The sequence below is a fragment of the Shinella zoogloeoides genome (assembly GCF_003574625.1).
Taxonomy (GTDB): Bacteria; Pseudomonadota; Alphaproteobacteria; order Rhizobiales; family Rhizobiaceae; genus Shinella; species Shinella zoogloeoides_A.
Genome location: NZ_QNUJ01000002.1, coordinates 522,137 through 545,333 on the forward strand (window position 1 = coordinate 522,137; position 23,197 = coordinate 545,333).

General features: G+C 63.9%; 23 protein-coding genes. 17 read left to right on the forward strand and 6 right to left on the reverse strand.

Annotation, left to right across the window (positions count from 1 at the left end):
* Positions 1–18: 18 nt before the first annotated feature.
* Together DSD28_RS05910 and DSD28_RS05915 are read right to left on the reverse strand one after the other, a co-directional pair.
* Positions 19–561 carry a flavin reductase family protein gene (locus DSD28_RS05910; protein ID WP_119255409.1) on the reverse strand — a complete coding sequence of 181 codons (543 nt, stop codon included), beginning with the start codon at positions 559–561 and terminating at the stop codon, positions 19–21.
* Positions 562–699: 138 nt separating this feature from the next.
* A complete protein-coding gene (locus tag DSD28_RS05915; RefSeq protein WP_119255410.1) occupies positions 700–1,089 on the reverse strand; it encodes a RidA family protein in 390 nt (129 codons plus the stop codon).
* A gap of 163 nt (positions 1,090–1,252) precedes the next feature.
* Between DSD28_RS05915 and DSD28_RS05920 the strand changes: the two genes are divergently transcribed.
* From DSD28_RS05920 to DSD28_RS05940, 5 genes are all read left to right on the forward strand, one after another.
* Positions 1,253–1,882 carry a hypothetical protein gene (locus DSD28_RS05920; RefSeq protein WP_119255411.1) on the forward strand — a complete coding sequence of 210 codons (630 nt, stop codon included), beginning with the start codon at positions 1,253–1,255 and terminating at the stop codon, positions 1,880–1,882.
* Between the two features lie 263 nt (positions 1,883–2,145).
* Positions 2,146–3,348, forward strand: a complete 1,203-nt coding sequence (gene repA / locus DSD28_RS05925) for a plasmid partitioning protein RepA (protein WP_409529971.1) — start codon at positions 2,146–2,148, stop codon at positions 3,346–3,348.
* Positions 3,349–3,350: 2 nt separating this feature from the next.
* Positions 3,351–4,376: a plasmid partitioning protein RepB gene (gene repB / locus DSD28_RS05930; RefSeq protein WP_119255485.1), complete on the forward strand. Its 1,026-nt coding sequence runs from the start codon at positions 3,351–3,353 to the stop codon at positions 4,374–4,376.
* 156 nt (positions 4,377–4,532) lie between these two features.
* A complete protein-coding gene (repC, locus tag DSD28_RS05935) occupies positions 4,533–5,855 on the forward strand; it encodes a plasmid replication protein RepC (RefSeq protein WP_119255413.1) in 1,323 nt (440 codons plus the stop codon).
* A gap of 89 nt (positions 5,856–5,944) precedes the next feature.
* Positions 5,945–6,232 carry a DUF6074 family protein gene (locus DSD28_RS05940; protein ID WP_119255414.1) on the forward strand — a complete coding sequence of 96 codons (288 nt, stop codon included), beginning with the start codon at positions 5,945–5,947 and terminating at the stop codon, positions 6,230–6,232.
* On the opposite strand, the gene DSD28_RS05945 is transcribed toward DSD28_RS05940, so the two are convergent.
* The gene (locus DSD28_RS05945) at positions 6,233–6,814 is read right to left on the reverse strand and encodes a LysE family translocator (protein WP_119255415.1); all 582 of its coding nucleotides are present in this window, start codon (positions 6,812–6,814) and stop codon (positions 6,233–6,235) included. It lies immediately after the preceding gene.
* A gap of 132 nt (positions 6,815–6,946) precedes the next feature.
* Between DSD28_RS05945 and DSD28_RS05950 the strand changes: the two genes are divergently transcribed.
* Positions 6,947–7,447 (forward strand): heme-degrading domain-containing protein, encoded by a 501-nt coding sequence (locus tag DSD28_RS05950; RefSeq protein ID WP_119255486.1) that lies wholly within the window; start codon positions 6,947–6,949, stop codon positions 7,445–7,447.
* Positions 7,448–7,469: 22 nt separating this feature from the next.
* Here DSD28_RS05950 and DSD28_RS05955 read toward each other — a convergent pair whose 3' ends face one another.
* A complete protein-coding gene (locus DSD28_RS05955; RefSeq protein ID WP_119255416.1) occupies positions 7,470–8,231 on the reverse strand; it encodes a DeoR/GlpR family DNA-binding transcription regulator in 762 nt (253 codons plus the stop codon).
* Positions 8,232–8,456: 225 nt separating this feature from the next.
* On the opposite strand from DSD28_RS05955, the gene DSD28_RS05960 reads away from it, so the two are divergent.
* From DSD28_RS05960 to DSD28_RS05970, 3 genes are all read left to right on the forward strand, one after another.
* Complete coding sequence (locus tag DSD28_RS05960) at positions 8,457–9,365, forward strand: choline/ethanolamine kinase family protein (RefSeq protein WP_119255417.1); 909 nt, start codon at positions 8,457–8,459, stop codon at positions 9,363–9,365.
* The gene (locus DSD28_RS05965) at positions 9,362–11,803 is read left to right on the forward strand and encodes a GcvT family protein (protein WP_119255418.1); all 2,442 of its coding nucleotides are present in this window, start codon (positions 9,362–9,364) and stop codon (positions 11,801–11,803) included. The genes DSD28_RS05960 and DSD28_RS05965 overlap by 4 nt, the downstream gene beginning before the upstream one ends.
* Before the next feature lie 446 nt (positions 11,804–12,249).
* Entirely contained in the window at positions 12,250–13,377 is a 1,128-nt protein-coding gene (locus tag DSD28_RS05970) for an RHE_PE00001 family protein (RefSeq protein ID WP_119255419.1), read from the forward strand.
* 113 nt (positions 13,378–13,490) lie between these two features.
* On the opposite strand, the gene DSD28_RS05975 is transcribed toward DSD28_RS05970, so the two are convergent.
* Positions 13,491–14,381 carry a LysR family transcriptional regulator gene (locus DSD28_RS05975; protein ID WP_119255487.1) on the reverse strand — a complete coding sequence of 297 codons (891 nt, stop codon included), beginning with the start codon at positions 14,379–14,381 and terminating at the stop codon, positions 13,491–13,493.
* 120 nt (positions 14,382–14,501) lie between these two features.
* Here DSD28_RS05975 and DSD28_RS05980 point away from each other — a divergent pair, with 120 nt between their 5' ends.
* From DSD28_RS05980 to DSD28_RS06005, 6 genes are all read left to right on the forward strand, one after another.
* Entirely contained in the window at positions 14,502–15,242 is a 741-nt protein-coding gene (locus DSD28_RS05980; RefSeq protein WP_119255420.1) for an SDR family oxidoreductase, read from the forward strand.
* Positions 15,243–15,641: 399 nt separating this feature from the next.
* Positions 15,642–16,664 (forward strand): ornithine cyclodeaminase family protein, encoded by a 1,023-nt coding sequence (locus tag DSD28_RS05985; protein WP_119255421.1) that lies wholly within the window; start codon positions 15,642–15,644, stop codon positions 16,662–16,664.
* 317 nt (positions 16,665–16,981) lie between these two features.
* Positions 16,982–17,341, forward strand: a complete 360-nt coding sequence (locus DSD28_RS05990) for a hypothetical protein (RefSeq protein WP_119255422.1) — start codon at positions 16,982–16,984, stop codon at positions 17,339–17,341.
* 183 nt (positions 17,342–17,524) lie between these two features.
* Positions 17,525–18,055 carry a YcnI family copper-binding membrane protein gene (locus DSD28_RS05995; RefSeq protein WP_119255423.1) on the forward strand — a complete coding sequence of 177 codons (531 nt, stop codon included), beginning with the start codon at positions 17,525–17,527 and terminating at the stop codon, positions 18,053–18,055.
* 57 nt (positions 18,056–18,112) lie between these two features.
* Complete coding sequence (locus DSD28_RS06000) at positions 18,113–19,711, forward strand: copper resistance CopC/CopD family protein (protein WP_245424758.1); 1,599 nt, start codon at positions 18,113–18,115, stop codon at positions 19,709–19,711.
* Between the two features lie 79 nt (positions 19,712–19,790).
* Positions 19,791–20,114 carry a hypothetical protein gene (locus DSD28_RS06005; RefSeq protein ID WP_119255425.1) on the forward strand — a complete coding sequence of 108 codons (324 nt, stop codon included), beginning with the start codon at positions 19,791–19,793 and terminating at the stop codon, positions 20,112–20,114.
* Positions 20,115–20,135: 21 nt separating this feature from the next.
* On the opposite strand, the gene recX is transcribed toward DSD28_RS06005, so the two are convergent.
* Entirely contained in the window at positions 20,136–20,696 is a 561-nt protein-coding gene (gene recX / locus DSD28_RS06010; RefSeq protein ID WP_119255426.1) for a recombination regulator RecX, read from the reverse strand.
* A gap of 277 nt (positions 20,697–20,973) precedes the next feature.
* Here recX and DSD28_RS06015 point away from each other — a divergent pair, with 277 nt between their 5' ends.
* Both DSD28_RS06015 and DSD28_RS06020 read left to right on the forward strand, forming a co-directional pair.
* The gene (locus DSD28_RS06015; RefSeq protein WP_119255427.1) at positions 20,974–21,801 is read left to right on the forward strand and encodes a transporter substrate-binding domain-containing protein; all 828 of its coding nucleotides are present in this window, start codon (positions 20,974–20,976) and stop codon (positions 21,799–21,801) included.
* A 65-nt stretch (positions 21,802–21,866) separates the two neighbouring features.
* Positions 21,867–23,147, forward strand: a complete 1,281-nt coding sequence (locus DSD28_RS06020; RefSeq protein ID WP_119255428.1) for an NAD(P)/FAD-dependent oxidoreductase — start codon at positions 21,867–21,869, stop codon at positions 23,145–23,147.
* Positions 23,148–23,197 lie beyond the last annotated feature (50 nt).

The window sequence follows — 23,197 nt, forward strand, 5'->3', positions numbered from 1 at the left end:
GCCTACGGCCATCAATCCCTAGCGGGGAACGGCGTGATAGCGGCCATCCTGGTAGAGCAGCGAATGGCCGGTGCCAGTGCGGATCGCCTGCACCTTGCCGATGACGATCACGTGGCTGTGCCGCTCGATGGCTTCCTCGACGGTGCAGTCGATGGCGGCGACGGCTCCGAGGAGAAGCGGTGCGCCGCTGACGGCGGTCGTCCATTCGGCGCCGCGATAGCGATCGGGGCCGCGCAGGCCGCCGCGCCCGGCGAACTGGTTGGCAAGTTCCTCATGATCCGCACCGACGATATTGATGCCGAAATGACCATAACGTTCGACGATAGGCCAGGTGGAAGAGGTACGGTTGAGGGAGACGAGCATGCGCGCCGGCTCGACGGAGAGCGCCGTCGCCGATGTGACGGTGGCGCCCGTGCGGTTCTCCCCCTCCCCTGCCGTGATGATGCTGACGCCGCCGCCGAGCGTGCGCAAGGCGGCCTTCAGGCTGTCGGCATCGACGGGCTGCCCGGACGGAGCGGTACCGCCGATGTTGAAAAGCGTGGCTTCGATATGCGCATTCATGCTTCCCGCTCCGCTGAAGGCCTCATTCGGCAAGGGATAGCAGAGAGCAATTGAGCGCAGCAGGCATGGCTTTTCTAAATCTATTATTTTTATAGAAAATATGTAGCCGAATGCCTTTCCCGATGCGTGCGGATATCTCTAGGCGATCCGCCGCGCGGCCATGGCCGTCACCTCAACCTTCATGCCGGGATCGGCAAGGGCGCTGACACCGACGGCGCAGCGGACGGGATAGGGTTTTTTGAAATAGCTGCAATAGACCTCGTTGAAGGCCGGGCGGTCGGCCATGTCCGTGAGGTAGATCGTCAGGTGGATCACGTCGGCGAGCGTGCTGCCCGCCTTCTGCAGCGAAGCCTTGAGGCTTTCCAGCGTCGCGATACTCTGCGTCCGGATGTCGCCCGTCTCGATGGAGCCATCGGCCCGCAGCGGGATATGCGTCGTCATCAGGAGATTGCCGAGGCCGGCGACGTCCGAGGAAATCTCGCTCTCGTCCGTATCCTCGATGAAAAAGGGGGCGGTGCCGTGGGCCATGACTGATTCTCCTTTGCTGTCTTTCGCCAGAGAACCATCGGCTTTGCCGCCTGCCGTCAACTGAAAACCATTCGGCCCCCTCGAAGCGGGTGGCGTTTGCGCCCGCCGGCGGCTAGCCTGTGCTTATAGGAGCACGCCTGCGCTCCAACTCAAGTGCGAAACCATGCCGCTGCAAAACCGCGTCACGCCCTTCGGAGATATCGTCGCCATCGCCCAGCGGGGCCTCTTCACGGGCAATCGCGGCATCCTTCACGATCCGGCGACGAGGACGCTGCTCGGCCGGCGATGGGCCGGCAAGGCCTGGCTGATCTGCGCCTGCGAATTCCAGGGCCGCCGCCGCACGGTGATGGGCGGGCGAAGCTGGACCGAGCTCTTTTTTCTGGACGAGGCCGTAGCCCTCGCTGCCGGCCACAGGCCCTGCTTCTTCTGCCGGAGGGAAGCCGCCGAGCGGTTCCGGACGCTATGGGCATCGGCCGACAGGCAGGCGCTTCCAACGGCCGCCGGCATGGATGCCGTGCTGCACGGCGAACGCCTGGAGCGGCGCAGGAAGCGGCTGCATCCGATCCCCACACCTGTCGCGGACCTACCGGATGGCGCGATGGTCGTCGTCGGAGAGGATGCCTTTACATTGCACGCGGGTCTTGCCCATCGCTGGACGGAGGCGGGATACGATCCGCCCCGCAAGCTTCGGTGCGCCGACTGGCTTCTGACGCCGCCCTCCACGCTCAGGGTTCTTGGCGCCGGATATCGGCCCGTGCTCCATCCCGCGATTCGCACAACAAGCGGTGGGTAAAGCCTTCCAACAGGTGTCTTCAGGCCGCAGAGGGCGATAACCTGTTACAAAGTCCCGTTATACGTCCCGCCATTCCACGACGGGAAATAAGGCAACTTTGTGGGGAATCCCGCGGAAGATCAACGTGGAAGGCGGTTCGTGGCCCGGTGAGGCGCGCTTTCCCGGCGAACATAATGCCTTGCTCTTACATCAGAATCGGTTCTAGATGCGGTTTAATCCCTCATATGGGCTTGAAATCGCACCTTGAGATCCGTGACATGAATATGGCCGCAACGTTTGGACAGGCAATTTCCGAGGTCGATCAGCTGATCATCGGACAGGCCCATGAGCTTTCAGACAAGCTGAAGCAGCACCGGCTGGAAATGTTCCCGCCCGTCGCGCGAAAGGGCCTGCGCCAGTTCCAGCTGAGCGAGGCGGCGCATTTCCTCGGCGTCACCAGCGGCTACCTGCGCAACCTGTCGCTGGAATCCAAGGGCCCCCTGCCGCAGGTCACCCCTTCCGGCCGCCGGTCCTATACGGCCCAGCAGTTGCAGGAGATGCGCGAATATCTCGAGCAGAACAGCCGTGGCCAGCGCTACGTGCCGCGCCGGCGCGGCGCCGAGCATCTGCAGGTCATCGCCGTGGTGAACTTCAAGGGCGGCTCCGGCAAGACGACGACGACCGCGCATCTGGCGCAGCATCTCGCCCTGACCGGCCACCGCGTCCTTGCCGTCGATCTCGACCCGCAGGCGAGCCTTTCGGCCATCCACGGCTTCCAGCCGGAATTCGACGTCGACGAGAACGAGACCCTTTATGGCGCCATCCGCTACGACGACCAGCGCCGGCCGCTGAAGGAGATCATCCGCAAGACCAACTTCCCCGGCCTCGACATCGTGCCGGGCAATCTCGAGTTGATGGAGTTCGAGCACGACACGCCGCGCATCCTCGCGCAGGGCAACAGCGGCGACTACGGCCGCATCTTCTTCGCCCGGCTGGACGAGGCGCTGTCCTCGGTCGCCGACGACTACGACGTGGTGGTGATCGACTGCCCCCCGCAGCTCGGCTTCCTGACGATGAGCGCGATCTGCGGCGCGACGGCGGTGCTGATCACCGTGCATCCCCAGATGCTCGACGTCATGTCCATGTGCCAGTTCCTGCAGATGCTGGGCGAGGTGCTGAACACGCTGAAAAGCGCGGGCGGCAACATGAACCTCGACTGGCTGCGCTATCTCGTCACCCGCTACGATCCGGCCGACGGCCCGCAGACGCAGATGGTCGCCTTCATGCGCTCGCTTTTCAAGCAGCATGTGCTGACCAGCACGATGGTGCGAAGCGTCGCCATCGCCGATGCGGCGCTCACCAACCAGACGCTCTACGAGGTCGAGCGCAGCCAGTTCACACGGGCCACCTACGACCGGGCTCTCGAATCCATGGAAGCGGTCAATTCGGAGATCGTCGATCTCATTCACAAGGCATGGGGGCGTTGATCATGGCGCGCAAGAACGTTCTGTCCAACCTGATGAACCCGTCGGCCGAGCCGGCGGATCCGGTCAATCCGGGACAGGAAGAACAGCGCCCGTCGATCACCTACAAGGGCATCGGCGCGCTGGGGGCGGTCACGCGGAGCATTGATGCGCTCGCGGCCAAGGCCGATGCAGCCAAGGAAATCGAGGCGAAGCTTGCCGCCGGCGAGGTCGTCATCGAGCTTGAGCCCGACCAGATCGAGGAATCCTTCATTTCCGACCGCCTGGTGCATTCCGATCAGGAATTCCAGGAACTCGTCGAGGCCATGCGCGTGCGCGGCCAGGATTCGCCGATCCTCGTGCGCCCGCATCCCACGAAGGACGGCACCTACCAGATCGCCTTCGGTCACCGCCGCGCCAAAGCCGCCCGGCTGCTCGGCCGGCCGGTGCGCGCCATCGTCAAGTCGCTGACCGACCGCGACCATGTCATCGCCCAAGGCCAGGAGAACAGCGCACGCGCGGATCTTTCCTTCCTCGAGCGGGCGACCTTTGCCGGAGAACTGGAGACGCGCGGCTTCGATCGCGAGACGATCATGTCGGCCCTCAGCGCCGACAAGACGACCGTTTCGAAGATGCTTTCGGTCGTGAACCGCATTCCGAAAGGCGTGCGCGCCGGCATCGGCCCTGCCCTTTCCATTGGCCGCGACCGCTGGCACGAGCTGGCGACGCGTTTCGACGATCCTGCCAATGAAGACAAGGCCGGGGAGTTCCTGGCGCGCGAGCGCATCCGGACACGCCCGCCGGAGGAACGCTTCAACCTTCTCAACAGCCATCTCGCGCGCCACGAGACGCCGGCCGCCGCAAAGCCGCCACCGGCCACCTGGCACCGCAAGGATGGCGCTGTGGAAGCCTCGATCAAGACGAACGGCCGGCAATACACGATTGCCCTGAAGGCGGCGGAAGCCGCGGCGTTCGGCGCCTACATCACCCGTAATCTGGATCGCCTCTACGAGGCGTATCGCACGGAAAACAAACAGAAATCAGGAGATTGATCCGCAAAAGAAAAAGGCCCCCTCAACGTTACCGTCGCGGAAGCCCTTCTCATCGTTTAGCAGCCTGAGAATCGCACTTCCCCGAATCACAGTCAAGCCTTTTCGGCACCGGTTTCGGTGATGGGGTCTCTTTTGCCTGCTGAAAGGTGAAGAGACATGGAGATGGACGGCATTACGACGCCTTTCGGGCGGCGGACAATGACGCTCGGCATGTTGGCAAGCCAGGCGATCGCGAAAAAGATCGCGCCGGAAGCCAGCGTCGACAAATGGAAGCTATATCGCTCGCTTTGCGAGGCACGGCCGAAGCTCGGCATCAGCGACCGTTCGCTTTCGGTGCTGAACGCGCTGATGAGCTTTTATCCGAAGACCGATCTTAACGGCAGCGACGGGCTGGTGGTGTTCCCATCGAACGCCCAGCTTTCGCTGCGCACGCATGGCATGGCGGAAACCACGCTGCGCCGGCATCTTGCCGCGCTCGTGGAAGCCGGCCTCCTCTCCCGCAGGGACAGCCCGAACGGCAAGCGCTACGTCCGCCGCGACCGACATGGCATGATCGGCGAAGCATTCGGCTTCTCGCTCGCCCCCCTCCTTGCACGGGCAAGAGAGATCGAAACGCTGGCCGCCGAGGTCACCGCCGAGCGTCTGTTGCTGCAGCGTCTGCGCGAGCGCGTGACACTGGTGCGCCGCGACATCACGAAGCTGATCGGCACGGCTCTGGAAGACGGCCTTGCCGGCGACTGGACGCAATACGAAGCGGAATATCGCCGGCAGGCGGACGCCTTGCCGCGCGTCGCCACGACGGAAATCCTGGAGCCGATCCTCGACGCACTCGAAACCTTGCGGACGGAAATCCTCAAATATCTGGAACAGCAGATTATTTTGCAAAATACGGCTGGCAATGCCGGTCATATTGAGCGGCACAAACAGAATTCACAATCCGAATCTATTTCTGATTCTGAACATCGCTTTGGAAGGACGTGGGAAGACAATTTTGGCGTGGAGCCGTTGCTGTCGCATCAGACAAACGTGAAAGAACCGGCAAAAGCCAGCGAGCGGGAGGCCAGCCGAGAAGGCATGCAGCCAACCAGCCAGCGTGCACCACTCCCAGGCGATTCTGCACGGTTGCAGCCTCCAAAGCCCTTCCCGCTCGGGCTCGTTCTGCAGGCTTGCCCTGAAATCGTGCCGTTCGGACCGGGCGGCAGTATTTCGAGTTGGCGCGATCTGATGACGGCCGCCGTCGTGGTGCGGTCGATGCTGGCGGTCAGCCCCTCTGCCTACGAGGAGGCCTGCCAGGCGCTCGGGCCGGAAAATGCGGCGACCGTGATTGCCTGCATCCTCGAGCGCTCGGGCCATATCAACTCGGCTGGAGGCTATCTTCGCGATCTTACCCGCAAGGCGGAACGGCGGGAATTCTCCCTCGGACCGATGCTGATGGCCCTTCTGCGAACGGGCGGAGTGCCGGCGAAACAGGCGGGCTGATACGGAGTGAGGCGGCAAATCCACTTTGGAAACGGCATGTTAACCATAGGGTTCCTAATCATGGGTGGACGAAAAGGAAGCCCGAATCAATGCCGCCACTCGCCTCGGTCCAGCCGCACCGCCGTTCCATCGCCACCGATACCGTCGTGCCGTTTCCGGCCGAGCGCCGGACAGCCCAGATTCGCCATTGTGCCGGCGAACTGGACGGGCTTCAGGGAGAGGATGCGCGCCTCTACTGGATAAGGGTATGCCGGGAACTGGCGGAAGAACTGCGCAAGCTCGGTTCGAGCGAAAACCAGGCACGCACCGCCGTCCTGGCCTTTCAGGATGAGGTGCAGCAGGAACTCTTCCGCATGCATCACGCCGGGGATGTCTGATCAGAGCATGCCTGACGCGCTGCCGGCAAGCCCGACCGAAAAGGCGACCAGGAAGATGGCCGCCACGCGATAGACGAGGCGCGGCGACACGACCGGTGCCCGTCCGGCGATACTCCCCAATGCCAGGAAGCTCGCTCCCGCGCAAATGACGAGCAGGCTGAAGAGACCGAGTGCCGGCGCGATCTCCATGAGGTTCCCGGACGGCATGATCGCGAGTGCGATGATCGGTGCTTTCGGATTGAGCATCGTCGTCAGGAAAACCTGGCGAACCGTGACTGCAAAAGTCGGCCCTTCAAGCGCTTTTGCCGCTGAAACGCGCCACAGCCGGATCGCCAGAAACAGCACCCAGCATGCAGCGAGAACGCGAAGGCCCATAGCGAGCGGTGGATGCTCGTTGAAAAGAGGCGCGGCAACAGTCGTCAAAGGGATGACGACAGCAAGATAGCCACAGAGCTCGCCAAGAAGAAGAGGAAGGCTCGCACGCCAGCCCCGTGCAGCGGCGCCGACAGTCAGCAGGGTATTGGTTGGCCCCGGCGTAAAGAGCAGCGCGAGGATGGCGGGAACGAAAAGACCGTCGGGCATGGAGGCTCCATGGCTATGCTTTAGCCCCTACTCTATCGTATCCGCGCAAGGCAAGCTTGATCTCCGTCAATACCTCTTCCTCTTGCCGGAAACTCCCGATAGGAATCGTCAGCGTATTCGAAGGAGATGGTCATGACCGAGGCGATTGCAGAGGATATCCGGCGGCTGGAGGAACAGGAACGCCTGCTGCGTTTTACCAGCTTCGGCCCGGCGGACGCATGGGCGCTCGGCAACCGGGTGCGCGAGGTGGCGCTTGCCCGCGGCGCGGGCGTGGCGATCGATATCTCGCTCAGGGACCGGACGCTCTTTCATGTGGCCCTGCCCGGCACCACAACCGACAATGCCGAATGGATCCGCCGCAAGCGCAATACGGTGCTGCGCCTGTGGAACGCTTCCTATCTCGTCGGCCGGCGCCTTGCGCTTTCCGGCCGAGACCAGGTCGAGGCCCGCAATCTCTCCTATGCCGATTTCGCCACCCACGGCGGCAGCGTTCCACTTTTCGTTGCCGAGCTGGGCTGCGTCGGAGCGGTGACCGTCTCGGGGGTGCCGGAGCGCATCGACCATGCGATCGTCGCCGATGCCATGGCATCCTTCCTGAATATCGATCTGGGTGATGCGCGCCTGCCTGAATAAGCTTGCGTTTACGGCGGTAAACTCAGCTCGCGAGAACCACGGTGACGCCGGCCGTTTTGAGCGCCGAACCGATATCGCGTGGCGGTATCCGATCGGTGAAGAGCTCAGTAAGCGCGCCGAATTCGCAGACCCGGACGAGGCCCTGTCGGCCGAATTTGGTATGATCGGTAATGACCACGGCCCGCTTGCCGCGGGAAACGACGGCCCTGGCGAACTCGGCCTCTTCCAGATCGTAATCCATCACGCCTATTTCCGCATCGATCGCGCCCGTCGTTATGACCGCATGGCCCACGGTGAAGTGGCTGATGAATTCGATTGCCGAGACGCCGAAGGCCGCGCCGTTGTCGCTCCGCAGCTCGCCGCCCGCCATATAGACGCGGTTGTCGTTGATGGTGGACAGCGTGCGCGCGATATCCGAGGAATTGGTCACGACGGTCAGGCGGCGGTGGCCGAGCAGTTCGCGGGCGAGGTAACTGGTCGTCGTGCCCGTATCGAGCATGATCGAGTCGCCGTCGCGAATCGTCGCGGCCATGGCGACGGCGATCGCCTTCTTTGCATCGCTGTTCTCCCGCATGCGCTTTTCGAACGGCGCCTCGCCGAGGATGGAGGGCAATGCCACGGCGCCGTGCATCTTCACGACCGTTCCGCTGCTTGTCAGCGGCTTGATATCGCGGCGAACGGTTTCCAGCGAGACATCGAGCCTTCTTGCCAAGTCGGAAATGGACACCGTTCCGTCCTGCTGGAGAAGGCGAAGAATGTCACTGTGACGCTTGGAGTAGTTCATATTCGTGGGATTCCGCAGAGTACGTCTATTTTCATAAGCTTTTACGGACCCGCTGGCAAGAAAAGCCGCATAATCAGTCATAAAAACATAAAAAACCACACGCGCCCGATTGACAGCGGCACACGGAGAGCATGACATTGCGCTAATAAGGCGAGAGAGCCGGCAAGGGACTTCGGTCGCGGTGAGAGGGGCCTCGCAACCAGCCGATCCGCGGGAGGAGTATCGATGGAAGACGACGGGCTCGACCGCGTCGTTGAGGAGCGAATTCGCGCCCTGCCCTGCTGGCGCGGATCCATAGAAATTTCGCCCCTTCCCGGCGGCATCAGCAATGAGAGCTATCTGGTGGCTGATCAGGCACGGCGGCACGTCGTTCGGTTCGGGCGAGACTATCCGTTCCATCATGTCTATCGCGACCGAGAGCTCATGACGGCGCGGGCAGCGCACGTCGCAGGATTTGGACCGGAGATTCTCTATTCCGCACAAGGCGTTATGGTCTCAGCCTATCTGGGCGCTCGTCCGCTCGGCGCCAGTGATGTGGCCAGCGACTATCGCCGGATAGCCGACCTCCTGCGCCGCTTTCATATAGCCATGCCAAGGGAGGTCGAGGGCGCGGCTTTCCTGTTCTGGCCCTTTCATGTGGTGCGGGACTATGCCCGAACGCTGAGGATCGGCGGCAGCCGCATGCTTCGGCAGGTATCGGCCTATCTCGAACTGGCCGAGGAACTGGAGGCGGCACAGCTTCCGCTGCCTATCGTCTTCGGCCACAACGACCTCCTTCCCGCCAATATCCTCGATGATGGGGAGCGTCTTTGGCTGATCGATTTCGAATATGCCGGCTTCTCGACGGCCATGTTCGATCTTGCCGGCGTCACATCCAATGCCGAGTTGCCCGCAGACATCGCCGAGGATTTTCTGACCGTTTATTCCGGCTCTCGGCCTTCCTTCGAAATGCGGCGCGCGCATGCTGCCATGCAATGCGCCTCGCTTCTGCGCGAATCCATGTGGGCCATGGTGTCCGAACTGCATCTTGCCGCGCCTGGTGCGGATTATGCCGGCCATGCGGCAAGCAATCTTGTCCGCCTCGAAAAGGCGCTCGATCACTACCGAACGACCTACGGGAAACGCCTCAAATGACCCTGCCTTCCCATGCCGCTATCGTCATCATTGGTGGCGGCATCATCGGCTGCTCGACGGCCTTTCATCTCGCGCGCGACCATAAGGCGGATGTCATTCTTCTGGAGCAGGAGGCCCTGACCTCCGGCTCCACCTGGCATGCCGCCGGTCTTGTCGGCCAGTTGCGCTCGTCGGCTTCGATCACCCGCGTGCTGAAATATTCGGTCGATCTCTACAAGGATCTCGAACACCAGACCGGCGTTGCGACAGGCTGGAAGATGACGGGCTGCCTTCGGCTCGCGACGAACCGGGATCGCTGGACGGAGTTCCGCCGCCTTGCCACGACGGCGGGAAGCTTCGGCATGGACATGCACCTGCTGTCGCCGGAAGACGTGAAGGCCCTCTGGCCTCTGATGGAGGTCGGCGACCTCGTGGGCGCAAGCTTCCTGCCGACGGACGGGCAGGCGAGCCCATCCGATATCACGCAGTCGCTTGCCAAGGGCGCCCGCATGCATGGCGCGAAGATCTTCGAGCACGTGCGCGTCACCGGCTTCGATCTGCAGGATGGGCGAATCCACAAGGTGCGCACGACGATGGGGGATATTGCCTGCGAGACGGTGGTCAACTGCGCGGGGCAATGGGCAAGGCAGGTCGGGGCGATGGCGGGCGTCAATGTGCCTCTCCAACCGGTGAAGCACCAGTATATCATCACCGAGCGGCTTCCGGGGCTCGCCACGGATGCGCCCACTGTGCGCGATCCGGATCGGCGTACCTATTTCAAGGAGGAAGTCGGCGGCCTGGTCATGGGTGGCTATGAGCCGAACCCACAGGCCTGGACGACCGGCGACGTGCCCGCCGATTGGGCCTTTCGGCTGTTCGATGACGACTACGATCATTTCGAACAGCATATGGTCGAGGCGATCGCCCGGGTGCCGGCGCTGGGGAATGTCGGCGTCAGGCAGATGATCAACGGCGCGGAGAGCTTCACGCCCGACGGCAACTTCATTCTGGGGGCTGCGCCGGAATGCCGGAACATGTTCGTCGGGGCGGGTTTCAACGCCTTCGGCATCGCCTCCGGCGGCGGGGCAGGGTGGGTGCTGGCCCAGTGGATCGTCGACGGGGAGGCGCCGCTCGATCTCTGGTCTGTCGATATCCGCAGGTTCAGCGATCTGCACAGGGATCGGCAATGGGTGCTCGACCGCACGCTGGAAGCCTATGGGAAGCACTATGCGATCGCCTATCCGCATGAGGAATACGAGAGCGGCCGCCCGCGTATCGTCTCGCCGCTCTATGATCGCTTGAGAGGGCAGGGCGCAGTCTTTGGCTCGAAGCTCGGTTGGGAGCGGCCGAACTGGTTTGCGCCGCAGGGAGTGGCGGCGAGGGACGTCTATTCCATGGGCCGGCAGAATTGGTTTACCGCCGTAAACTCGGAGCATCGGCACGTGCGCGAAGCGGTCGGTATTTTCGATCAGTCGTCTTTTGCCAAATATGAGATGAGGGGGCCGGATGCCGTGAAGGCCCTCGACTGGATTTGCGCCAATGACATTTCAAAGCCGGCAGGCGGCATCACCTATACGCAGCTTCTCAACAGCCGCGGCGGCATTGCCGCGGACCTGACGGTCGCGCGGCTGTCGGACGATGCATTCTATATCGTGACGGGCACCGGCTTTCGCACGCATGACCTTGGATGGATAGCGGACCATATTCCGGCAGGCTCCGATGTCACGCTCCATGATGTGACGGAAGAGTATGGCGTGCTCTCACTGATGGGGCCGAAGGCGCGGACGGTGCTTGCGGCGGTTACGGATGCGGATGTGTCCAACGCCGGTTTTCCCTTCGGCCATGTGCGGGAAATTGCGATAGCCGGTCATACCGTCCGCGCATTGCGCGTCACCTATGTCGGGGAACTCGGATGGGAGTTGCACATGCCGATGGACGCTTTGAGCGATGTCTTCGACGTGCTGATGAAGACGGGGACGTCATCCGATATCCGGCCTGTCGGCTATCGCGCGCTTGAATCGCTTCGTCTCGAAAAGGGATATCGGGCTTGGGGAGCGGATATCACGCCGAACGATACGCCCTTCGAGGCCGGTCTCGGCTGGGCGGTGAAGTTGCGCGAGAAGGGAGACTTTCTCGGCCGCTCTGCGCTGGAGGCCGCAAAGGATCAACCGCAAAGAAAGGCCTTCGTCGGCTTTACGGTTGACGACCCGAACATCGTCCTTCTCGGCCGCGAGACGATCCTGCGAAACGGTGAGCCGGTGGGATATCTCACAAGTGGGGGATATGGCGACACGATCCGCAAGGGCATCGGCTACGGCTATGTCTGCCGCTCGGAAGGCGTGGACGATGCCTTCCTGAAAGACGGCGTTTACGAGCTCGTCGTCGCGATGGAGCGCACACCTGCGACCATTCACTTGGAGCCGCTGTACGATCCGCTGGGCCTGCGGGTGAGAGGTTGAGGATGATGAATGGCCGTTTGTTGCAGGCGGCCAGATCTGTCTTTCCGGTGGCATGACGAGCAGGAGAGGGCAGTAACCGTTGGCGGTAGCGCTACCGCTGATCATCCTTGCTCGCTACTATAGAAAGCAACTGGACTATTCAGTGCTTTGCCTCTGGTGGCGAACCGATAGCGCTCCATGAGGTGCCTGATGGCCGGGCATATCGACGATCTCGCAAACCCTTATATGGACGGAAGTCTATCAATCGTTCGTAAACGTCTCTATGGTGTCATTAGCGGAACGAGGTGAGTCGGAGCGTGTGAATTTACACGGTCTCACCGACGGGAACGGCCACTGCACGCCGAGATCCGAGTATCCCCTCTCATTATTCCTGGTCCTCTTCTCAGCGAAACCTCATGTGGTGAACGTTATCGCCCACATAGCGTTCGCTTGGAAAATCGTTTACCATGAATTCAATGCGTTACGATCTTGCGAAATTGCCTATCCAACGCCTGCTTCAGCCGCTTTCTGACGCGGAAGTGGCGCTGGCGCGCCTCGATGAGCGAGTTGCCCGCTCCCCGGTCGGTCAGGGATGGATCGAGCGCATGCATTTCACGGATGCCTGCGCATCGCTCTGGGTCGATGGTGAACTCGTCCATCTCGAGGATCTCGTCCTGCATGATGCGGCGCATGACGTTCGCGCTCCCACCCATGAATTGACCATCGCATCCGACGTCCTCAGAACCCGGCGCCGTATCGCCGCGCAGCCGGCCGATTGGGCCTTGTCGGCGCAAGGCCTGAACAACCTTTGCAGGGCAGGTGCCGCCGATGGAGGCCAGCCAGTCCGTGATGGCGGGGGAGGGGCGGCGGATGTTGTAGCGGTGGCGCAAGGGAATGACGATGTCGGCGAGGATATGTCGGATCCGTTGGCCCGCGAGCTTGCGGCGATCGATGCCTTGCTGGCGCGGTCGGAGGCGATGATGGCGGAGACGAAGGCTTCCGGTCGCGTGCGTGAGCGGGAGGCGCTCGTCTACGAGGCGGATTGGGATGAGGATGCGCGTCTGGAGGAATGGCGCGCCGTGCTGGCCGAGATCGGCAATTTGCCGCCGGTGCTGCAGGCGGTGCTCGCCCTCGATGCGTGGAATGTTCTCGGCGTCCTGCAGCATGGGGCCTGGCTCGGCCGGCAGCTTGCCGGCAGCATATTGCGCCAAGCCGCACTTACCACCGGCGCCCATCTCGCGGCCTTCAATCTCGGCCTGAAGAGCATTCCTGTCGATCGGCGCCGGCACGCCGATCGCGACATCAGGATTTCGGCCATGCTGCATGCCCTTGGCGCGGCCGCGGAACTGGGGCTGAAGGAGCATGACCGGTTGACGCTGGCGCGCACCATGATGGAGCGCAAGCTCGTCGGGCGGCGGACGTCTTCGAACCTGCCCGGCCTCATCGATCTGGTCCTGGCACGGCCGATGATTTCGGCCGGCATGGTCGCCGGGGCGCTCGACGTCACCCCGCAGGCGGCCTTGCGCATCATCCGCGAACTCGGGCTGCGCGAGATGACGGGCAGGGGGCGTTTTCGCGCCTGGGGTGTCGTCTAGGTGCGCGGCCGTATTGCACGATACGGCAGATACGGTGCTGGACAGAGAGGTTACCGGCTCTCCCGTCGTTCATGCGGGTGGTCTCGGTAGAGACGATTTGTGATGCGTTCTTTTCAACCGCGCTGCTTGAAGAGAGAGACGATCCAGTCAACAAACACGCGCACGCGCGGCGAAAGCTGCCGGTTGCGCGGGTAGAGGAGCGAGACCGGCGTGCTCGTGGGCGGAAAGTCCGCAAGCACTTCGACGAGATCTCCCGCCGTAATCGCCACCTCCGCATGATAGCGGGGAATCTGGATCAGGCCGAGACCAAGCCTGGCGGCGGCGACATAGCTTTCGGCCGCATTTACCGAAACGGTGGCGGGCAGGACGATCTCCCGCAAGCCTCCACCCACGATGAACTCGAGCGGCAGCACGCTGCCTGTGGCGCTGGAGCGAAAGCCGATCATCTGGTGGCCGTCGAGCGCATCGGGATGCTGCGGCGTGCCGTGGCGGGCGATATAGGCCGGGGCGGCCAGCGTGACCTCGTCGAGCATGGCGACCGTTCGTCCCACCATGTCGCTATCCTGCGGCGCGCCGACCCGCAGGACGCAGTCGATGCCTTCGCGGACGAGATCGACCAGGCGATCCCCCTCGCTCATATAGATTTCGATGTCGGGATATCGGATGAGGAAGTCGGGCAGGTTCGGCAAGACGAAGTGGCGCGCGAGCGTGCCGTGGACATCGACGCGCAGCAGCCCCTTCGGCTTTGCGCCGGCAAACGCGCCCTCCGCATCCTCGATATCGGAAAGGATCGCGAGGCAACGGCGGTAATAGGCCTCCCCGTCCAGCGTCGGACTGACATGGCGCGTCGTGCGCTGGAGGAGCTGAACGCCGAGGCGTGCTTCCAGATCCTTCACTGCATCGCTCACCGTCGATCGCGGCAGTCCCGTATCTTCCGCTGCAAGGGTGAAGCTGCGGCGCTCGACGACGCGGGTGAAGACCCGCATGGCTTCCAGCTTGTCCATTTCCATTGTTCTCTTACTTCGGAAAGTGAAGCCGGATAATGGCCGATTATCCGCATTTCAGAAAGTGGCAATGTCTCCTTCATCGAACACACGCGTTGCGAAAAACCGAAGGAGAAGAGCATGTCCACGAACCAGAACAAGGTTGCCCTCGTCACCGGGGCATCGCGCGGGATCGGCGCGGCCATTGCCGAGCGGCTCGGCAGGGACGGCTTCAGCGTCATCGTCAACTATGCCGGCAATGCGAGCGCCGCCGAAGGCGTCGTGCGCAGGATCGAGCAGGCCGGCGGCAAGGCCGTCATCGCGCAGGGCGACGTTTCCGATGCGCAGGCCGTGCGCCGCCTTTTCGACAGCGCCGAAGCCGCCTATGTCGGTGTCGACGTGCTGGTGAACAATGCCGGCGTCATGATGCTCTCGCCGCTGGCCGACGCGGATGATGCCCATTTTACCCGTCAGATCGATGTCAACCTCAAGGGCACCTTCAACACGCTGCGCGAGGCGGCAAGGCGTCTGCGCAACGGTGGACGCGTCGTCAATTTCTCGACCAGCGTCGTCGGCCTGAAGCTTGAGACCTATGGTGTCTATGCGGCGACCAAGGCGGCGGTGGAAACCTTGACCGCGATCATGGCCAAGGAGATGCGCAGCCGCGGCATCACCGTCAATGCCATCGCACCTGGCCCGACGGCCACCGACCTCTTTCTCAACGGCAAGTCGGACGAGCTGGTCGAACGCATGGCGAAGATGAACCCGTTGGAGCGCCTCGGCACGCCGGAGGACATCGCCGCCGCCGTCGCCTTCCTCGCCGGGCCGGACGGTGGCTGGATCAACGGCCAGACACTCCGCGCCAATGGCGGCATGATCTGACCGTCGCACGGCGGCTGGCGTTGCCGGCCGCCACCGGCGCCGATTTCTGCGAGGGCATCAATGCCGTGGGCTTCTTGCGTTAGGCTCGCGTACCACTGTAACTTTAATACGTATCCTTGTTTTGCATACGATGATTTTGAGCATGCTAGCCTGACTCAGGCTTCTTGCCATTTCAGAATCTCCCGTAACTTTGCAGGCCATACTCCCTTGGTTCGCTGGAATTACCGCTGCCAGAACCACTCTCGGTGGAGAAATTTGGTATCAAGCTTCGGCTTATATGTAATCAAATCACAATTGACATTGCATACAATATGGCCGTAGCGTGTCATCGCGAAGGGCGGAGGAGCCCTTCTTGCATGATACGAATTCCCGACATCACCCGAGCCAGCGAGAACGCCGATGGAAGCCGCTAACAGAACCGATCCGCGCACGACCCTCGTGCTTTCCCGGTCCGAGATCGAAGGGCTGGTCACCATGGCGGAGGTCATCGAGGCGGTGGAAGCGGCTCACGCCGACATGTCCAGCGGCAAGGCTGCGCAGCCGGCGGCCGTCGCGATGAAGCTTCCCTCCGGCAGCGGGGCCTTCCTGGCAATGCCTGCGCTTGCCGACCGGCAGGGGCTTGCCGTGGTCAAGCTGCTCGCCGACATTCCCGACAATCCGGGCCGCAGCCTTCCCATGCAGCGCTCGGTCGCGCTGCTCGTCTCGCAGGCGACCGGCGCGCCGGTGGCGATCTTCCATGGCCAGATTCCCACCCGCATCCGGACGGCCGCCGCGAGCGCTGTCGCCACGCGCCACCTGTCTCGTCCCGACAGCCGCGTGCTCGGGCTGATCGGTGCGGGCGACCTTGCCGTCGAGCATGTTCGCGCCATCCGGGAGGTGCGCGGGATCGAGCGCGTCGTGGTCTGGTCGCGCTCGGCCGCCACCGTCGCCCGCTTCATCGAACGCGTCGGCCGCGATTGTCCCGAACTCGTGCTGGAGGGCGCCGCTTCGCCGGAGAATGTCTTCGCCGAGGCCGATATCGTCTGCACGCTGACCCCTTCCCGCGAGCCGCATGTGAAGGGCGCCTGGTTCAAGCCGGGCCAGCACATCAATGCCGTGGGCGCGCCGCCGCGCCCGGATCATCGCGAGATCGATTCCGCCGGCATGGCGAGGGGCCGCGTCTTCCTCGACAGCGTCCCGATGGCGATGCACGATTCCGGCGACCTGCTCCTTGCCATCGCCGACGGTGCGATCACCGCGGAACAGGCCGCGACCGAGATCGGCGACGTCATCACCGGTGCTGCTTTGGGCCGGACTTCGGCCGAAGAGATCACGCTGTTCAATTCCGTCGGCCTTGCCGTGCAGGACCTGGCGATCGGCGACCTGATCGTGGCAAGAGCCCGCGAAAAGGGCATCGGCATGGAAATCGACCTTACGGCCTGAAGTCGGGATCGGCCCCGCTCTCGAAAGAGCCGGCCGATTTCCACCGCTCGCTGCCTATACTTCGGCCTTCCCGCCAACAACCTGACGGATCTTCTAACGATTCCGCCCTGCAGATCGCGCTGGTCCATTGCGTCGTTGAGGCGATGAACCTGGAGGCTCATTCTCGGGCGAAAGAATCCGCAGCATCGTTGTTCCCGTCCCTTGCCCGGTGCGACAACGAGGACCGGTTCCCGTATCTGTTCACGCCCCGGCGGGGCTGATATGACTGCCGGGGTGAGGGCAAGATGAGAAAACGCGGGCAACGAGGCAGATCGGGCATGGTGGCAGTCGCTGTCGCCATCCTTCTCGCGTTGCAGGCTCTTCTCGGCTCCGCGGCCCTTGCCGCCCACGCCGCTACGCCCGCGCTGGACAGCTTCGGAAATCCGCTCTGCATCACCGGTATCGAAGGCCATGCGCCCGAGCCGGGGCAGGACAGGGACCGTTCGCCGCTTCCCGATTGCTGCACGATCGCCTGCACGATGGCGCTTGGCTTCGTGCCGACGGACAGGGCTGCGGCGATCTTTTTCAATCCGCTCGTTCAGCCCTCGCAGCGCATCGTCGCAAGGAAGGTGCTGCATCTGCGGTCCATGCTGGACCGCCTGCCGGGCAATCCGCGCGCGCCGCCGCTCGCCGCCTGATCGCCGAGCCACCACCGTCTTCTCCAGTCGCATGATCGATTCCGCCCGACGCGAAAGCGCCGGCAATCGGCGCGGCACGCGGAGGGCCATCGCCCTTCGGGCCCGAAGACGGCGCGTTCTTTCAGGAAAACATCCTTATTCCATTCCTTGCCGGCAGAGTGACCGGCAGCATCGGAGACCGAAATGTTGAAACAGACCCTTGCCGCGACGGCTCTTCTCGTTCTCGGCGCATCCACCGCCCTTGCGCATGTCTCGCTGCAAGTGCGGGAAGCGCCGGTGGGCTCGACCTACCGGGCGATTTTCCAGGTGCCGCATGGCTGCGAAGGCAAGCCGACCCATGTCGTCCGCGTCAAGATTCCTGAAGGGGTCATTGCCGTGAAGCCGCAGCCCAAGGCAGGATGGACCCTGGAGAAGGTCAAGGGCGCCTATGACAAGTCCTACGATTACTACGGCACCCCGACGAGCGAGGGCGTGAAGGAGATCGTTTGGAGCGGCGGCAGCCTCGGCGACGACGAATATGACGAGTTCGTGCTGCGCGTCTATCTCACGAAGGATTTGAAGGCGGGCGAAGCGCTCTATTTCCCCGTCGTGCAGGAATGCGGCGATGGCCTTGCCGAGCGCTGGATCGAAATCCCGGCGGAAGGCCAGTCGGCCGACGACCTGGAACTGCCGGCGCCCGAGGTCAAGCTGCTGGAAGCGGTGGGCGGTCACTAAGCGATGCGGGCTGGCGCCGCCGGGCGCCGGCCCGAACCGGAAATTCGGAGGTTGACCGTGCGAAACCGCAGTCTTTGCCGATCCGCCGTGCTGGGGCTGCTGGCCGGCTGGTTCTGGTGCTGCCTGACGGCGGCGGCCATGGCGCATGCCGCCCTGACGGGCGCCTCGCCGGCTGACAATGCCGTGCTCGATGCCGCGCCGAAGACGCTCTCGCTGTCGTTCAGCGAGCCGGTCTCCCCGCTGGTGTTGCGGCTGGTCCTGCTCAGCGGCGTTGCCTCGCCGCTCCGTGATTTCGCGCTGCGTGACCGTACCCTGGAGATCACCCCGCCCGCGGGGCTCGAGAACGGCACTTATGTCCTCACCTGGCGCGTCGTTTCCGAGGACGGTCATCCCGTCTCGGGATCGACCATCTTCTCGATCGGCACGCCGAGCGCATCCCCGCCCTCGGCGGGGGATGGTGTCGACTGGCTTGTCCGCGCAGCGCTCTGGCTGGCACGGACGGGGCTCTATATCGGCCTCTTCCTCGGCGTCGGCGGCACCTTTGTCATCCGCTGGCTGATCCCGGCGGGGCAGGGCGGACGGCGGATCGCCGGCGCGGCGATGGCGATCGGTCTTGTTGCGACGCTCGTCTCCGCCGGCCTGCAGGGCCTCGACGCCCTCGGCCGGCCGCTTTCGAATATCATCGACCCCTCCGTCTGGCGGGCTGGACTGGGGACGAGCTTCGGCTGGACGGTCGCCGTCCTGAGCGCCGCCTTCCTCGTCGCGCTGGCGGGCTTGCGGTGGAATGCCGCCGGGCGCACGGCGTCGGCGGTCGCGCTCGTCGCCGGCAGCGCTGCCCTGGCGCTGAGCGGCCATGCAAGCGCGGCAAGCCCGCAATGGATGATGCGTCCCGCCGTGTTCCTGCACACGCTGACGATCGCCCTCTGGGCTGGCTCTCTCGTTCCGCTCGTCTGCGCCTTGCGGGAAGGGGCGGATGCGGGGCGCAGGGCGCTGGACCGGTTTGCCCGGCTCGTTCCCTGTGCCGTGGCCGTGCTCGTCGTCGCGGGCGTCCTGCTCGCCGTCGTGCAGGTCGAGCATCCGGCGGCGCTTCTCTCCACGGCCTATGGCAAGGTGCTGCTCGTCAAGCTGGCGCTGGTGCTGGTGCTGTTCGCTATCGTGGCGGTCAATCGCTGGGTCCTGACCGGGCCTGCCCATGCAGGGGAAGCGCGCGCGATGCGCCGGCTGTCCCGCGTGGTCCTGCTGGAAACGCTGGTGGTGCTCGCGATCCTCGCGGTCGCGGCGACGTGGCGGTTCACGCCTCCGCCGCGCGCGCTTGCCGTCGCCGCTACGCCGCCGGTCTCCATCCACATCCATTCGGCCAAGGCGATGGCGGAAGTGACGATCGATCCGGCGCGTGCCGGTCCGGTCGATGTCTCGGCCGTGATCCTCGCGCCGGACTTTTCGCCCATGGAGGCGAAGGAAGTGACCTTCGTCTTCTCCAAGCCGAATGCTGGCGTCGAGCCGCTGCGGCGCAAGGCCTCCCTGTCGCCTGACGGCCTGTGGCGGGCCGAGACCACCGTCCTGCCGCTGCCGGGGCAATGGCGGCTGCGGGTGGATGTCCTGATCAGTGATTTCGAACTGGTGCGGCTGCAGGACGTCGTCGAGATCGCACCATAGGGGGCGCTGCCTTCAAAATGTCAGGCGGCCGTCTTAAAGGCGCGGGCGACCGGGTGGTCGCTCAGCCGCGGAGATGGCGATGTCTGCAAACAACAAGCGCTCCGGCGTTTCCCTTTCCCATCATATCCTGCCGACCTCGGGAACGATGATCGGCATATGCATGACCTTGATCGGCCTCGTGAAATTGAACGAGAATCGCGGCGGGATGAGCCATGTGGACGAGTATGCCGCTCTTTCGGCGCTGGTCTTTCTCGCAAGCGCGGTGACGTCCTATCTTTCGCTGCGATACGAGGACAACGAGGCGCTCAGCCGTCGCCTCGAGAATTTTGCCGATCAATGTTTCTTGATCGGGCTGGTCGCCATCGTCATCATCGGCGTCCTCTTCGCCTATGCGGTCATCTGATGCGGGATGACTTGCGGCCGCTCAGGCCATGAGGCTGCCGCCCGCGCCGAGCCTTTCCTCGGCCTCGTCCCGCGACATGGAAAGCACCTGCCGCGTGACGTCGAAGCCGAAGCCGCCGCGCGTGAAGGCGGAGAATTCCTTGGCTTTCCGCTTCTCGTCGAGCTCCACCTTGCGGAAGGGGCCGAAGGCGCGTTTGCGGGCAAGGACCAGCGCGGCAAGAAGATCGTCGATTTCGGCCGCCGCGGCCGTCGCGGTGTCGCCGGCGATGCCCTTCTGGGAAAGCTTGCGGGCGACGGCCCGCCGCGACCTGCCGCTTCGCATGCCAGAACGGCTGGCCGCCTCGGCATAGGCGTTGTCGTCCAGCGCCTTGTTGTCATAGGCGAATTTCACCGCGAAATCCGCAAGCGCCCGGACCTGCCCGTCGCTGATGCCCTCGAACTTCTCACGCGCCTTGCGGGCGATCGCGTCGAAGAGCTGCCTTTCCGTGTGCATGCGCCGCTCGATGCGGTAGATCGTCGAGTTGCGCGCCCAGGAGAGCATGCGCGGGCTCGGCGCGTCGTCGTTGGTCGTCTCTTCCTGCAAAGTCAGCCTTGCCTGCCGGGATGAAGTTCATCCGGTTCGAAGACCACATGGCGGGCGTTTCGGCAAGCCGTCCGCGCAAATTCCCGTGGAGTCTGAGGGCCGGCATCTCCGTTGTTCGCCGGTAAAGCGTCATCCCTCACCGACATGCCTTCATCCGATTATTTCATGGGTCGCACGCTCAGCCCGCTTGACTCGGGGAAGGAGGTCTTGCCACACTCAGTTGTCAGACATCTTACATAAATGGGGATCCCGGCTGACGGATCACAAGGAGGACCACATGAAAAAGCTCTTCATGCGACTGGCCGTAGGCGCCGCATTCGTCGCAGCCGCCGTCTCGGCCCATGCCGGCCAGACCCTGGACCGCGTGATGGAAAAGAAGGCGATGGTCGTCGCCACCAACAGCGGCTGGCCGCCCCAGAGCTACCTCGACGACAACAACGAGATGGTCGGCTTCGACATCGACGTCTCCCGCGAGATCGCCAAGCGCCTCGGCGTCGAGGTGAGCTTCGAGACGCCCGACTGGCAGACGCTGACCGGCGGCCGCTGGCAGGGCCGCTACGATCTCGGCGTCGGCTCGGTGACGCCCACCAAGGCCCGCGCCCAGGTGATCGACTTCGTCGGCATCTACTACTACAGCCCCTATGTCTACGTCGTCCACAAGGACAGCGACGCCAAGACCGTCACGGACCTCAACGGCAAGGTCATCGGCGTCGAGACGGCGACGACCTCCGAGGACTTCATCAACCGCCGCCTCGAGATCGACGCGCCGGGCCTGCCGCCCATCGAGTACAAGCTCGAGCCGGGCGAGGTTCGCACCTTCGCCGATTCCATGCTGCCCTTCGACGACCTGCGCCTCGGCAACGGCGTGCGCCTCGATGCGGTGATCGCGCCCGAACAGACCGCGATGAACGCCATCAAGAACGGCTATCCGGTCAAGGTCCTCGAAGGCGAATATGCCTTCCGCGAGCCGCTCGTCGTGATCGCCGAGAAAGTCGATCCGGAATGGACCGCCAAGGTCGGCGGCATCATCGAGGAGATGAAGAAGGACGGCACGCTCGGAACGCTCACCACCAAGTGGTACGGCAAGGACTACAGCGCCGACTGAGCGAACTGAACCGACGGCGCGGGCGGCATCGCCCGCGCCCTTCATGCCTGAGGGGGAGCGTGATCATGGCCTATCCGGACACCTATTACAAAAGAACCATGGCGGACCAGACGGCGCGGACGGCCCTTTCGGGCACGGTCGAATGCGACGTCGCGGTCGTCGGCGGCGGCCTTGCCGGCCTTTCCGCGGCGCTGCAGCTTGCCCGCGCCGGCAAGCGCGTCGTCGTGCTGGAGGCCGAAAGCGTCGGCTTCGGCGCCTCCGGCCGCAATGGCGGTTTCGTCAGCCCCGGCTATGCCACGGGCGGCGAGGAGATCGCCCGCGTTGCCGGCAAGGACAAGGCACGCCAGCTCCACCTGCTTTCCATGGAAGGCGTCGAGTTCATCCGCGACAATATAAGCACGCTCGGCATCGACGATGCCAAGCCGCAGCCGGGCATCATGAGCGTGCTGCGCTATGACGACGGCGCCAGCCTCAAGGCCTATGCGCAGCAGTCCCTGAAGGAATACGACTACCGTCTGGAATACATGGACCGCGACGAAGTTCGCGCGGTGCTGAAGTCGGAGCGCTATTTCCAGGCGCTGCGCAATCCCAATGCCTTCCACATGCACCCGCTCAACTATCTGCGTGGCATCGCCCGAGAGATCGAGCGCCTCGGCGGCCGCATCTGCGAGCAGTCGCCGGTGACGTCTTCCGATCTCGGCGGCGCGGAAAAGCGGCTGAAGACGGCCGGCGGCGAGGTGAAGGCGCGCCACGTGCTCTTCACGACGGGCGGCTATACGGGCGCGCTGAACGGGCGGCTGAAGCGCTCCTTCCTGCCGATCGCCACCTATGTCATGGTCAGCGAGGAGGCTCCGGAGCTGATCGCCTCGGCCATCGCGACTTCCAATGCCATCGGCGACAACCGCCGCGCGGGCGACTACTACCGTGTCGTCGATGACGGCCGCCGGCTGCTGTGGGGCGGCCGCATCACCACCCATGCCGCCTCGACGGCCGGCCTCGTGCGCGAGCTGCGCGCCGAGATGGTCGGCACCTATCCGCAGCTCGCCGGCCTGAAGACGGAACTCGCCTGGTCGGGCCTCATGTCCTATGCGCGCCACCTGATGCCCCAGATCGGGCGCATGGCCCCCGGTGTCTGGTACTGCACCGCCTTCGGCGGGCACGGCCTCAACACGACGGCGATCGGCGGCAAGGTCATCGCCGAGGGCATCCTCGGCGAAAGCGAACGCTACCGGCTCTACGAGCCCTTCGGCCTCGTCTGGGCCGGCGGGATCGCGGGCCTGGCGGTGGCGCAGCTCACCTACTGGAAGCTCCAGGCGCAGGACTGGTGGCGCGAGCGCGCCGCCTGAGGCAGATTGCGCAGACGTCAGGAACGGAAAACGAAGCAGGAGAGGGCGGA